A 12,709-nucleotide genomic window follows, 5' to 3' on the forward strand; every position below is an offset into this window, starting at 1 on the left:
TCCCTTGGGAGCCCGCCCGGCGTCGAAAGCAGGCACGGCAGCGACGTCCGCTTCGATGCTTCTCCGTCCAAAAGCGGACCGTCGCAAAACCACCGTGAGCGGACGGCCTGCTTTCGACCCATGTCAGTCGCCCGCACCGCCGCGGGCGCTTCCCGGAAGCGGACATTCGTCTCCGTCCGGCAACCTCGGATCGGCGTGATAGGCGCGGGATGTGGGCCTCAGTATTTCAAGCCTGTATCGCACAGCACGGTCACGGCGATTGCGTCGGCTGGAAGGCGTCCGGACGACAACAGCGCAGCAGCCGCAGCTACGTTGGCAGCGGCCGAGTAGCCGACGTGCAAGCCCTCCTGCGTCGCGAGCCCTCTACGCCAGCGCTCCACCTCCTCATCGGTTACGGGAATAGACAGGTCCATCAGATCACCATTCCAGTGTGGGGGGATGCTTCCGTAGCTTGTGCCCTGGATGAGGTGGCGGTGCTTTGTGACTGATAATCCCGCCAGGGGGCGACATCCCTCCGGTTCGACGGCGGCGCAGATCACGTGGGGATTACGTTCCCTCAATGCCGCCGCTACTCCGAGGAAAGTCGCACCGGTCCCTACAGCGGCCACCCAGGCATCGACCTGGCCGGAGGATTGCTCCCATATCTCCGGCCCGGTCGTTTCGCGGTGGGCGCGCATACACTCCGGCGCGTGGAACTGGTTGACGTAATAGCCGCCCCGATCTTCCGCGATGCGCGCCGCCGCATCAGCCGCCGCGTCTACGTCCGCCCCGGTGACTTGCCCAGCTGCTCCGTCGATCTGCGGCACCAGAATAACTTCGGCCCCGAGCGCTTCGAGCATCCGGGCACGCTGGGGGCTGTTCCCGGCGGACATCGTGACCACGAGGGGATGTCCCAGTGCAGCGCAGGCCACCGCGAGACCGGCTCCCATGTTGCCGCTGGTCATCTCCACAACGGGCGCACCGGGGGCCAAACGCCCGTCCTCACGCGCGGCAAGGACGATGGCACGGGCCGCCCGATCCTTGACGCTCCCACCGGGCTGCATGAACTCGGCCTTCGCCAGGATGCGGCCGGGGCCACGGTGGATGCGGTCGAGAGCGATCAGTGGCGTATGGCCGATCAGGTCGAGGGCGGAAGGCTTGATCCGCGCAGTCGAAGGAGATGGGGACAGCGATGTGGGGCGCATCGAGGGATCGTAGCAGGAGCATCCAGCCTTCGGGAGATATCGAGGTCCGCTCGCGGTCGTGAGCATGTCCCGCCGCCGTGTCCGCTTCAGTTCATCCGCCGACCGCAAGAAGACAGGCAGGAAACCACGCGAAGCAGACATACCGAGCCTGGATCCGGCGTCAGATCCGGATCGCTTAGCTGGGCTCGTCTGCCAGAGAGTAGGGCTCAGCGCGCGATGACATGACCGGGGATGCAGCGCGTCGAGGGCTCCGAATGCTCGCTGAAGATGGAGTGCGCCGGATCCTCGTGCGCGAGGCACGAGGCTGGCTTGGCCCCCCTACCATCCCGGCGCCGACCTGCGCGGCGTCGGCGTCGATTGCGGCATGCTCCTCGTGCGCGTGTTCGTCGATGCCGGCCTCGTGCCGACTTTCGACCCGCGCCCCTACCCGCAGGATTGGCACCTCCACCGCGACGACGAGCGCTACCTCGGCTTCGTGTTCGAGCGCGCCACCGAAGTTGAGCACCCGCAGCCCGGGGATGTCGTGGTGTTCCGCTACGGCCGCGCCTACGCTCATCGCGGCATCGTCACGGCGACCGAGCCGCTGACCCTCGTCCACGCCTTCTCGCCGGCCCAGGCCGTGATCGAGGAGCCGATCATGCGCAACCCCGTCCTCGCCGAGCCCGGCCGCCCCCCCCCCGCTTCTTCAGCCTCTGGGCCGCCCGCGCGACCGCCGAGGCCGACCCGGTCTGAGGCTGCCATGAGCCTGTTCGGCGGGAAGCAGCGCACAGTCCGGCCGGACTACACCGGCCTGCAGGTCCAGACCGCCTCGAGCGCGCTGCCGATCCCGGTCGTCTACGGGACCAACCGCATCGCCCCGAACGTCATCTGGTCCGACGGCTTCCAGACCCACGCGCAGCGCGGCAAGAAGGCGGGCGGCAAGGATGGCGGCCGCCACGGCGGCACCGGCTACACCTACTCGACCTGGATCATGTTCGGCCTCGCCGAGGGGCCGGTCCAGGGCATCGGCGAGGTCCTCAGCGGCCAGTCGGTCACGCCGTTCCCGACCAACTTCCTCAGCCTCATCCCCGGCGACACGCCGCAGCGGCCCTGGGGCCCGGCGCTGGCCCGCTACCCGGCCGCCGCGCCGCCCTACAACGGCACCGCCTACCTCGCCTCGCCCGACTTCGATCTGGGCTCCAGCGCCACGATCTCGTCCATCGCCTTCGAGGTCGTCGGTCGGCTCGCCGGCACCGCGGGTCCCCTCGGGCAGGATGATTCCGCCTGGCGAGGAGATCGCCATCCAAAGATAGATTATGCGGCTCAGTCACGACCGGGCAGCTCGGCACGCTCGGCGATCGTGGTGGTGGTCGAAGCTCGGTCGGCAGCGCGTTAGCGAGCGCCGATGCAAATCCGAGCGCGGGCGGATGCCCTGAGGCGGTAGGATCTTCGGCGTGGCGTCGGCCCGCCTTGCGCCGTGTCATCCCACGGAGAAGGCAAGGCGACAGATCCGCTGTTCAGCTTGGCTGAACAACCGGTAGATCGTGGGTCATCGTGAGGGCGATCTTCAGCGCTTGCTCAACGAGCGCCCGATCCAGCCCCGCGTTCGCCGCCTCGCCTGGCATGTTGCTCAACGGATCCCGGTGAGTGACGAACGTGCGGGCCAGAAACGCTTCAATCTTGGCCTCGACGGTATGCTCGGCTTCGACTTCGCGGTCGAGGAGGCTACGGCGTTCGAGTTCGCCGTTGACCCTGTCGGTGAGCTTCATGAAGCCCTGCCCGATATCCTCAAGCGTGGTGGCGAATTGATACGGCAAGCCTGGCGAGCTGCAGAGCTCTTCCACGAGAGTGGTGTAAAGGGCCAAGGTGACCTCGCGATACACCCGGAAGAACGGCACGCTTTGCGCGGCGAGTGACATCGGTCGTGCTCCTCTCGGCGGTCCGAACGTTACTGAATTGTGGCTTCGAGCTGCCCGCGCCCCACGAGGCCGTGCGGCAGGCGAAGCTGAGCGCTTGGCCAAGCCGCGAAGGCCGCCTGCGCAGCATTCAGGGTGCGGCCGGTCGCCCGGGCGTAGACCGGGACGATCTTGGAGCCTTCGTAGGAGGTCGGAAGGGCGAGCGGTCGGACATCCCAGCCGGTGTCGAGCAGCCGCGGGATATGCGCGGGATGGAACTCGATGAGCAAACCGTCGAGATTCAGAGCATGGACCACCAGCGCTATGGCACCAGAAACAGCCGCGGCGAATAGGTCGGCATCCGGCATCTCACGTCTCCTCGCGACGATCGCTTGGCGTGTCCATTCGTAGATCGCCGGTCCCTTCGGAGCGAAGCCGCCTTGCATGATCTCAGGGTACAGGTGCGAGAGAAGGTGTGGCCTCGTCGTCGGCAGGAACCTGGCGTAGGCGACGATCTCGTCATCTTCCTCGCCGAGGAGGTGGAACGCGGCCGGGCCGTCAAACAGGTCCCGTTCACGCCCGTCGGGTCTTCGGCAAGCCTCCCAACTCCTGGTCGGTGATCTCCTTCGCCTCAAACAGCTCGGAGACGGTCGCAGGGTCCTTGGCCATTCGATCCTGTGCCGTAAAGTGTGCCGACTCTTGTGCCGACCCCCGATTTCCTCGGGAGCCGGCCTGTTGGGCTCGCTCGAAGGGCAACGCGAACGAGCAGTGAACGGAGTGTGCCGAGTTCTGTGCCTTGACGAAACGCCTACAATCGTAGTCAAAGACGCTCCTGACGCACCGAAACCGCCAATTTCCTCAATGGTTTCAGGGCGCCTGCCGGTGTAGCACAGCGGTAGTGCAGCGGTTTTGTAAACCGAAGGTCGGGGGTTCGATCCCCTCCGCCGGCACCATCATCCGTCTATGAAAATCAGTGGGTTAGGCAGACGATAAGGGCGAGGCAACCGCTACTCTCACACAGCGGTATCACACATTGTCCCTTCGAATCGCCCGTCCGTGGAAGCACCCGAGGTCAGGGGTCTACCATCTTCGTCAGCGGACACCGGCCGATCTGCTTCAACGGTTAAAGGGACAGTCGGTCACGCTTCCCATCGGAGAGGCGTCGGCTTCGCTCACTGTCGGCCCTATCGTCCAAGCATCGCTACGAACCAAAGACCTACGCGAAGCCAAAGTCCGTCATGCGATTGCCGACGGTGCGCTCAAGCGGTTCTGGCACGCGCATCAAGCCGGGATGGTCACACAAAGCCTGAATGACCCGTTTGGCGCGGTCGGGAGAACAGACCAAGCTCCAATCGCCGACACCGCCAAATCGGAACCTAGGCACCTGCTCTCTCCCGGCCATCCGCCAACGGGGACAGGCGGCTCTCCCTTGACGGTCGGCCACCTGTTCGACGGTTGGGCGGCATACAACGCGGACAAACGATCCCGGAACACCATCAAGCGTTACCGTGGCAGCTTCCGCTCACTCATACGGTTCTTCGAAGGGCGCGACGTTCGGACGCTGACAACCGACGACATGTACTCCTGGGCAGAGGCGCGGCGTGACTGCGAAGGCATCTCGGTCCGAGCGATCAACCGGAATGACCTAGCGACCGTCAGTTCGGTGTTCCGGTGGGCATCGGGAAGGTCCGGCGGCTCATTGATGACGGGCAACCCCGCCTCGGGCATTTCGCTTGATCGGCCTAAGATCGTTGTGGGACGTGAACGAACGTTCCGAGACAACGAGGCTCGGGCCATCCTTACAGCGGCTTCCGCGGTCTATCTCGATCCCACAAACCTACCCCGCAGCGCCACACGAAGGTGGTGCCCGTGGCTAGCCGCCTACTCGGGAGCGCGGATAGGAGAGCTGACAAGTTTGGAGCGTCGAGACATACGCGATGAGGGCAGCATTCCGGTGATGGACTTGAAGGTCACAAAGACAGGCCAACCACGGACCGTCCCTCTACACCCGCATCTCATCGAGCAGGGGTTCTTGGCCTTTGTCGCAACACGTCCGGAGGGTCCGCTGTTTTATGACCCCAACAGACACGGCAAGGGGACCGCGACTACTCCAAGCGAACTTCAGGGCCATAAGCTAGGAAGATGGATCCGGGAGAAGGTTAGCCTCGATAAGGGCGTCCATCCAAATCACGGCTGGCGGCACACCTGGAAAACGAGGGCTCTCGAAGCCGGCATTGAGGAACGATTGAGGGATGCCGTCACGGGCCATAGCGTTGCTTCAGTGGGTCGGCGATACGAGACACCGACCCTCAAGATGCTTGCGGACGCTATAGGCCGCTTCCCACGGTACAGTATCGGACTGTGACGGAGGACGACACACAAGGCACGATCCAAAAGTTGATCTACCGATGATAAGTTCTTCGAACCAACGATCCAACGCGAGACTTAGACGACGCAACTAAGTTAAAGAGCTTTGATCCAAGACTGCAAAGCTTGCCCGGGTCCCCGAACCCGTTCGGCTACATATGAGGCGTCGACCTCCCGCGGAATGACGCCATAACGCGCTTTGAATGCCTTCGAGAAGGCCTTGAGGGTGTCATACCCGCAAGCATAGGCAACTTCGGAAATCCGCTTCTGCGAGTTACCTTCTAAGCCGGATAGCATTCGCATAGCCCAGGATAGGCGACGGTTGCGGATATATGTCATCACGCCTCCCTCTGCCTCGAATATTTCGTAGACAGGAGTGCGGGAAAGCCCGAACTCCGCGCACAGCGCGTCCACACTAAGATCATTGCGGCTCAGATTTGCTTCTATAAACTGCCGAACCTTGATTTCCCGTGGAGCCGGCGCTGCTTGAGAGCTGTTCTCGACTGGAGGTATAACGGCGTTGAGCGATGAAACGATCCCGTCGGCTAGAAGTTTCTTCTGCTTACCATCCAGTTGTTCGATGCAGGAATGGGTGTTCCGGATGAGGTCGCCAAGAAGCCGAACGAGCGGTTGGCTGCACGGGGAAATGATTGAGTGATGAAGATCGGCCGGCTCCCCCAACCGCGCGTCCAAATAGCGACGCGGGATTATCACGTTCAGACCGCTCACGCCCAGTGATCTCGCCTGAGATTGCTGAGACAGATCAAATAGAATGAGCGAGCCGACCGGAACAGGCTGCTCAGTATCGGACGCGATAAGAGAAACCTTTCCGGCCGTTATTAGACTGAGCATCACGTGATCGACGCCTTGGCTCGCGATCTGAAACGGCGTGCGCTCGACCACTTGTGGCGGCGCGTCGATCTCGTTGAGAATCAGTCCGCCAAGCTGCCAGGAATGGAACCGTACGCGTCGCGTCACCGCTTCCTCGGCGGTCAGTGTCGGCCTCACAATCGTCGATACCGCCTGCACCCAGGCTTGGGCGCGGTCGCGGTCACTCTCAATCTGATCGAAGCCTGGATCGATGAAGTCGGGCATCAGGTGCTCATAGGGTACCACCCTAGGTAGACACATGGCTATTTGTGTCAACCCCGCTCAATCGAATATCGATCCCGCAACGCTACCAGCCAGTAAAGGACGATAGGCGACATAATACGGACGTTGGTAGACATCATCGCTGCTTAGGAGGTCTAATATTTATCTTCGTTTAAACTTGGGATCCCGATCCTGAGCCTGTCTTCGAGAAAGACACCTCACCCAAAAGGGATCGCATCCATGTCTTCCAACATCACCCTTTCTGCGGCCACACGTCAGAACCTGCTCTCCCTGCAGGACACGGCGAACCTCCTGGCGACGACCCAAAACCGCTTGTCTACCGGCAAGAAGGTCAACTCGGCCCTCGACAATCCGGTGAACTTCTTCACGTCGCAGTCGCTGAACAATCGGTCTTCCGACCTGAGCAACCTCTTGGACGGCATCTCGAATGGCATTCAGACCATTCAGGCCGCTAACCAGGGCATCACTTCGATTCAGAAGCTAGTTGACAGCGCGAAGTCGACCGCGACCCAGGCGCTTGCTACGAAGACGACGGCGACTGGCGCAAGCGCGACTCAGGCCAACATCACGGCTGCCTTAGCTATTAAGGCGTCTTCCTCCGCAGCAACGGACGGCTCCGGCACTCTGGATTTCTCGTTGTCGACCGACAACGCCGCTTTCAAAGTGACCGATGCCACGGGTCAGTCCACCACTGTCACAATCGACTCATCTCATCTTGCTGGCAAAGTTGCCGACCTTTCAAAGGTCACGAGCGACGAGATCTTGACGGAGATCAATAAGCAGCTTTCTGCCTCAGGCAATGGCGCTCAAGTCACTGCAAGCCTGACGACAGACGGGCGTCTCAACTTCCAATCAACCGACACTGGCTCTGACGCGTCAGTGAAGATTGAAGCTGTCGCTAGCTCGACGAAGGACGTCGGCTTTGGGGCAAATGGCTTTGCTGCTATTACTGCCACCGGCGTAAATGCCACGGACGGCTCCACGAAAGCCAAGGTTACGGCTGCAAGTGCTGCCGGCCTTGCCTCCCTCGCGACCGGAACCACAACGGCCCTGGCCGACGGGGATGACGGCTCAATCAATATTCAGCTCGGAGACGGAGCGTCCAAGAAAATCGATCTTCGCGTCGGGACGGATTTGCCTCTCTCGGCAGCTGCGACCGCCGAAGATGTCCGCGATGCTATCAATCTTCAAATCAGCAACGATGTTGGATTGAAGGGCAAGATTATTGCAGAGGCAAATAACACCACGGGTGCGATCTCGATCCGTACTACGGCAAGTGGTGCTGATCAGAAAGTAACAGTCACATCCGCTGGCGCCAACGATATCGGCTTCGGCACAAACGCTACTAGTCAGACCATTGCAGATGGCAAAGCTACTGCGACAGGGGCCGGCTCCACTTCGGCGAATAGCGCGAATGCACGTGCGGCCCTTGCTCAGCAGTTCAATGATCTGCTGACCCAGATTACGCAACAAGCGCAGGACTCAAGCTATAACGGCGTCAATCTACTCTACCGCGGTGGTTCGGATCCAAAGGAAAACACCCTTCACATCTCTTTCAACGAAAAGGACTCGAGCTTCCTAGACCTCAAGGGTGTTAAGTTCGACGCCGCTGGTCTAGGCCTATCACAGGCGACCGGAAGCTTCGCCAGTGATGACGACATCAAAACAGCAATGGCTCAGCTCAATTCGGCTTCGTCCCTGCTGCGCAGCCAGTCGTCCACCTTTGGCTCAAACCTCACCGTCGTGCAGAACCGGCAGGATTTTTCCAAAAAGGTGATCAACATCCTCGATACGGGTTCGGCCAATCTCGTGAACGCTGACATGAACGAGGAAGCGGCCAACTCTCAGGCACTCTCAACCCGCAACTCGCTCGGTATCTCCGCGCTCTCGCTCGCGAATCAGGCTCAGCAGGGCGTCCTGCAGCTTCTCCGCTAGGCGGCAATAGACTTTTGACCAAAGGCGGCCGGGGACCACTCCGGCCGCGACTTGGCCTGAACACGAGAAGCCCGTTGCGAGTTTGCAAATGACATACTCTGATCCAGTCACCGAGTGTTACCGGGCTCTCGCCGATGAGTCGGGCGCTGACACCTGTTGCAAGCGTATATGCGTGATGGTTAGCCGGATGGCGCGAGACGGCTCACGAATGCCGCACGAACTTCATCTCATGACGCTCTCAAAGCAGCTTCTATCGACAACCAAATCTTTCGGAAGACACGTTTTGGAGCTGCATGCCCACGTGGACGAAGGAAACTATGGAGCTGCGCTACTCGTCGGCCAGGCAATGGTCGAGCACGAGACAATGCTACACGGATTGCTAGACGGCAGTATGCCCGCCCGTCAATGTGCCCTCAACTAACCTACAATAGTCTCACGCCCCAAAGCGTTTATGAAACTGAATGCTTTGCGATTTCTAAGATCTGACGCCTCTCAATGATGTAACTAGTGAAGCGCCGCATAGGATAACTGATTGGTCTGGCAGGCAGATCAGGCGGAAGCCACGTTGCACCGACCTCATTCTGCGAGGCTTTATCCTTCAAGCTCCGAGAACGGCGCATCACTATCACCGCTCATTAGGCGCGGGGACATTTGGCGGAACGACCAGGGAGCGTCAGGGACCGCCCTATCGAACCGGAGAACCACGTCGAAGCGGTCCCCATCCCATTTGGTCGGAACGCCGGGGATGGTCTGAGAGGCCTTGAGAGCCGGGATCAGGTCCGTGACGATGGCCTTATGCTCCCAGAAGACGATCACCACCCCGGTTAGGCTCCGTATCTCATCCGCCAGTTCGTGCTCCTGTGAGACCCCGTAGTCCGCTCTGAGGGGCAGTTGCAGGCGTTCGGCTAGGGGCGTCGCGGTCTCAAACGGTCGGTGGCTGAACTTGGCCTTCTTGAACACGGGCTTGGGCTTCGCCGCATAGATGACGTTCGGCCTCGGATAGTCGGCGCTGGACAGATCGGATCCGAACAGTGCCGCCCATGCTCCGGCCCTTTGCCATCCCCGGATCACAAGCGACTTATCGTCAGCCGTGCCGTCTGCCGTGGTGCCATCCCCTGGGAAGCTACCGCCCGGCTTCTCGGCATGACGGATGAACATGACAGTCAGTGCGGACATAAGGGCTCAGTGGCTCGGGTGCGGCTTGTTGGTGTGTCGGCTCCCGGTAGCAACTAGTGCCCATTGCCAAGCCTAACAGGGTGACCGCCCAGGCCGAACTGAGAGGGCATAAGGCAGCCAAGTGGGTTCGCCAGACCGTCCAGCTTGATCCAGGCATTGATCCGAACCACGGCTGGCGGCACACGTTCAAGACGCGCGCACTTGGGGCAGGTATCGAGGAACGGTTGAGGGACGCAATCACCGGCCATCGTATCGCGTCGGTGGGCCGGCGATACGAGACATCGACCCTCAAGATGCTCGCGGGCGCTATGGCCCGCTTCCCGCGCTTCCAACTTCGCTGATCGACAGTTCGAAAATCGAATGCCACTGCCACCATGTCATTTCTTCATTATAATTCCATGGTAAATTAGCATCACCGTCTGAATTCCAAAGTAAGATCCCATTGTAATGTAAAATATTGTCCGCCAGGTATTTCCTAAATTTCGAACAAAGGTCTTGAAGTTCTTCTTCGTCTCGTCCTTCCTACTTAACATAAGACGCTTTACTGCGACGGGATCAACTTTCTTGAAAACAGGAGGCGTGGTTTCAAATGTAACAAGATTAGAAACAAATGTTCTTGCCCCTTCCAGATCCGGATCTTGCTGCAAGTCCTTCTTCAATACTTCCATCACCCAACGAGGGCCATGGTTGCCTACTTCCTTATAAAATCTTTCCATTTGCCCCACCGGGACAACAAATATACCGATATCCCGCAATCGCGCGATTAACTGATTGATCTGTCTTGTCGGCTCACCTGATGGAATAGCCGCAACGCCGCCTTCTTTTATCGACTCCCATGGCGAAGTTTCCTTCATTGAAGAAGAAAGTTTCGAAATTATGTCTTTTGGAACTATTTCGGTATCTTTCACGTTGGCGACTATACTGCGAACTCTTTCTTTGAAACCAAGCCCAATAAGTAATGATTTCCTGCTTTGAATAACATTTCTGACGCTACTAATATCGCTCCTGAACGCATCCCAATCTTCTCCGAATGCATTGATAATACCTTTGAGCGCCGCATCGTCGGCAAAGGCATCGATATCAACAACGACCCGAACTGGAACGTGAAGAGCCCGCAACGCACGAACTATAACGGCAATTCGATCTTTTCCGCCAGCATAGGTAAAGAAAATTGAGCCGTATGGAGAGCCTTGAGCATCGGCTATCGCCTCGTAGAATCTACAATCTCCGTCAGCCTCTGTGACTATGACCTTGTCATGGAATAGGCCGCTCAATATATTAGAATAACGTAGAATTGGATCCTTCCATAGTTCGGAAACTTGTTCGCTCGGTAAGTATACCGCGCTACGGCCTTCTGGGCTCTTGTCCAATCTCACGACAGAAACACGATCTGGGAACTTGCTTAGAAGTCCCTGAATCACCTCATTGCTGTGCGTGGCGATGAAGATCTGCTTCTGATACTCTGTGCCTGCGGATATAATTTCCCCAATTGCCCGAGCTTGAGAGGGGTGTAAGAACGCTTCCGGCTCATCAACAAGTATCACACTATGAACACCGGTCCAAACCCTTAAAACAATCGATGCAAAGCTTCGAAATCCATCGCCCTGCAAGTGCAAAGGTTGCAAATCTTCAACTTTATCAAGATAAGAACGAGAATTAAGGGTCTCATTCCCTTCTAACGGCGGCCGGACACCAACGTATAATGGTATCTCCCTTCCCGGGCTCCTGTGGATGACCAAATCCAAGCCGAAGAAAGATCTAAATAGATTGCTTACTTCGTGTTCCTTGTCTAAATCTAGGTACAGGCTGTGAATTGGGTGTATGCCTGTGCGCAATTTCGAAGCGTCAAAGGTTGGAACCGGATTAGAGTCCTCCAGTCGGGTAGCGGTAGTCAGATGAGCAACAAATAGTTTCGCCAAGTCCGATATCTTAGGGCCATCCGACTTCCAGGCGGTCGCGACATCTCTGCTACTGGTATGGCTATATTCGCTGTCACCAAGATAATAATATCCATCTTTGGGGCTGCGGAATGGCGCAACCGCATTAGCAAGTGCCTCGTCATCACCGATTCTTTCAATCGTGATCGACGATACAGATTTCGTGTCGCCGTCTCCGTCCCGAAGTACGTGATTTATTTCGCGAAGTGAGAGGCTTTTCCCAGAATTGTTGGGACCAACCAAAACAACAATACTGTTGTCTATCAATTTCAGCTTGGCGCCGCCAGAGAAGTTCAACTCTTTGATGTAGACGCCAGCTTTGCCGGAACTCATCTAATACTCACTCTGATAATTATCTGACAACTCAAAGCGAATGATGCATCTCAGAAGGGTAAACCCGAGCGAGACAAAGGCGCGAGACAGCCCGCACCATCGAATAGCGTCTCATATGGGTTGCTGTCGGGATTGCGAGACGCTAGAGTGGGCGGGTCTAGAACCATCCGAGACAGATACTCCGCCTATGGCTATCTACGGTTACGCTCGCGTGAGTGCATCATCTCAGAGTTTGGCGATTCAGCAAGAGGCGTTGGAACGCTCAGGTTGCAATGTCATCCGATCCGAGAAGGTGACTGGCACGAAACTGGACGGTCGAAGCGAGCTTGAGACGATCATCCAGTTCGCGCGTCCAGGAGATTCTATAACTGTTACACGGATTGACCGGCTTGCCAGATCGGTGGGAGACCTCGCCTCTATCGTGAAGCGGTTGGAGGCGAAGGGCGTTTCCCTAAGAGTCCTTGAGCAACCGGTCGATACGTCCACGGCAGCCGGGCGGTGTTTTCTGCAAATGCTTGGAGTTTTTGCCGAGTTCGAGACCGCGATCCGCCGTGAACGCCAGCTTGAGGGCATCGCGAAAGCCAAGGTCGAGGGCGTCTACAAAGGCAGGAAGCCAACCATCGACGCCGAACGGATCAAGGCACTGGCCGCACAGGGAATGGGTGCCACGGCCATCGCTAAGGAACTGAACGTCGGAAGGGCATCGGTCTACCGTTTGATTAGCAATGGGGTTCCTACTAACCAGAACCGAGTGAATTTAAAATAGCAACACTAGCTGGGCATTTCATCC

General features: G+C 58.5%; 11 protein-coding genes, 1 tRNA gene and 1 pseudogene. 6 read left to right on the top strand and 7 right to left on the bottom strand.

What is annotated here, in order from left to right:
* Nucleotides 1-218: 218 nt before the first annotated feature.
* On the bottom strand, nt 219-1,184 hold the full coding sequence (locus tag J3A75_RS26495; RefSeq protein WP_012320945.1) for a PLP-dependent cysteine synthase family protein: 966 nt from the start codon (nt 1,182-1,184) through the stop codon (nt 219-221).
* Nucleotides 1,185-1,548: 364 nt separating this feature from the next.
* Between J3A75_RS26495 and J3A75_RS26500 the strand changes: the two genes are divergently transcribed.
* Complete coding sequence (locus tag J3A75_RS26500; protein ID WP_209650818.1) at nt 1,549-2,559, top strand: hypothetical protein; 1,011 nt, start codon at nt 1,549-1,551, stop codon at nt 2,557-2,559.
* 121 nt (nt 2,560-2,680) lie between these two features.
* On the opposite strand, the gene J3A75_RS26505 is transcribed toward J3A75_RS26500, so the two are convergent.
* From J3A75_RS26505 to J3A75_RS37410, 3 genes and pseudogenes are all read right to left on the bottom strand, one after another.
* On the bottom strand, nt 2,681-3,082 hold the full coding sequence (locus J3A75_RS26505; RefSeq protein ID WP_043074353.1) for a hypothetical protein: 402 nt from the start codon (nt 3,080-3,082) through the stop codon (nt 2,681-2,683).
* 29 nt (nt 3,083-3,111) lie between these two features.
* Nucleotides 3,112-3,426, bottom strand: a complete 315-nt coding sequence (locus J3A75_RS36665) for a hypothetical protein (RefSeq protein WP_244413114.1) — start codon at nt 3,424-3,426, stop codon at nt 3,112-3,114.
* 33 nt (nt 3,427-3,459) lie between these two features.
* Nucleotides 3,460-3,882, bottom strand: a pseudogene (locus tag J3A75_RS37410) (acyl-homoserine-lactone synthase); the annotation flags it as partial.
* Between the two features lie 54 nt (nt 3,883-3,936).
* Between J3A75_RS37410 and J3A75_RS26515 the strand changes: the two are divergent.
* Nucleotides 3,937-4,011: transfer RNA gene (locus J3A75_RS26515), tRNA-Thr, on the top strand.
* Nucleotides 4,012-4,487: 476 nt separating this feature from the next.
* Entirely contained in the window at nt 4,488-5,423 is a 936-nt protein-coding gene (locus J3A75_RS26520; protein ID WP_159392766.1) for a tyrosine-type recombinase/integrase, read from the top strand.
* 98 nt (nt 5,424-5,521) lie between these two features.
* Here J3A75_RS26520 and J3A75_RS26525 read toward each other — a convergent pair whose 3' ends face one another.
* On the bottom strand, nt 5,522-6,520 hold the full coding sequence (locus tag J3A75_RS26525; RefSeq protein ID WP_159392767.1) for an AraC family transcriptional regulator: 999 nt from the start codon (nt 6,518-6,520) through the stop codon (nt 5,522-5,524).
* Nucleotides 6,521-6,757: 237 nt separating this feature from the next.
* Between J3A75_RS26525 and J3A75_RS26530 the strand changes: the two genes are divergently transcribed.
* The gene (locus J3A75_RS26530) at nt 6,758-8,473 is read left to right on the top strand and encodes a flagellin (RefSeq protein ID WP_209650820.1); all 1,716 of its coding nucleotides are present in this window, start codon (nt 6,758-6,760) and stop codon (nt 8,471-8,473) included.
* Nucleotides 8,474-9,064: 591 nt separating this feature from the next.
* On the opposite strand, the gene J3A75_RS26535 is transcribed toward J3A75_RS26530, so the two are convergent.
* On the bottom strand, nt 9,065-9,649 hold the full coding sequence (locus tag J3A75_RS26535) for a hypothetical protein (RefSeq protein WP_071000060.1): 585 nt from the start codon (nt 9,647-9,649) through the stop codon (nt 9,065-9,067).
* Between the two features lie 80 nt (nt 9,650-9,729).
* Between J3A75_RS26535 and J3A75_RS26540 the strand changes: the two genes are divergently transcribed.
* A complete protein-coding gene (locus tag J3A75_RS26540) occupies nt 9,730-9,990 on the top strand; it encodes a hypothetical protein (RefSeq protein ID WP_159392768.1) in 261 nt (86 codons plus the stop codon).
* 36 nt (nt 9,991-10,026) lie between these two features.
* Here J3A75_RS26540 and J3A75_RS26545 read toward each other — a convergent pair whose 3' ends face one another.
* The gene (locus J3A75_RS26545; RefSeq protein ID WP_209650821.1) at nt 10,027-11,919 is read right to left on the bottom strand and encodes an ATP-dependent endonuclease; all 1,893 of its coding nucleotides are present in this window, start codon (nt 11,917-11,919) and stop codon (nt 10,027-10,029) included.
* 187 nt (nt 11,920-12,106) lie between these two features.
* Between J3A75_RS26545 and J3A75_RS26550 the strand changes: the two genes are divergently transcribed.
* Nucleotides 12,107-12,685: a recombinase family protein gene (locus J3A75_RS26550; protein WP_071000061.1), complete on the top strand. Its 579-nt coding sequence runs from the start codon at nt 12,107-12,109 to the stop codon at nt 12,683-12,685.
* The last annotated feature ends 24 nt before the right edge of the window (nt 12,686-12,709 follow it).

It is taken from the genome of Methylobacterium sp. PvP105 (genome assembly GCF_017876975.1).
In the GTDB taxonomy this organism is placed as follows: Bacteria; Pseudomonadota; Alphaproteobacteria; order Rhizobiales; family Beijerinckiaceae; genus Methylobacterium; species Methylobacterium radiotolerans.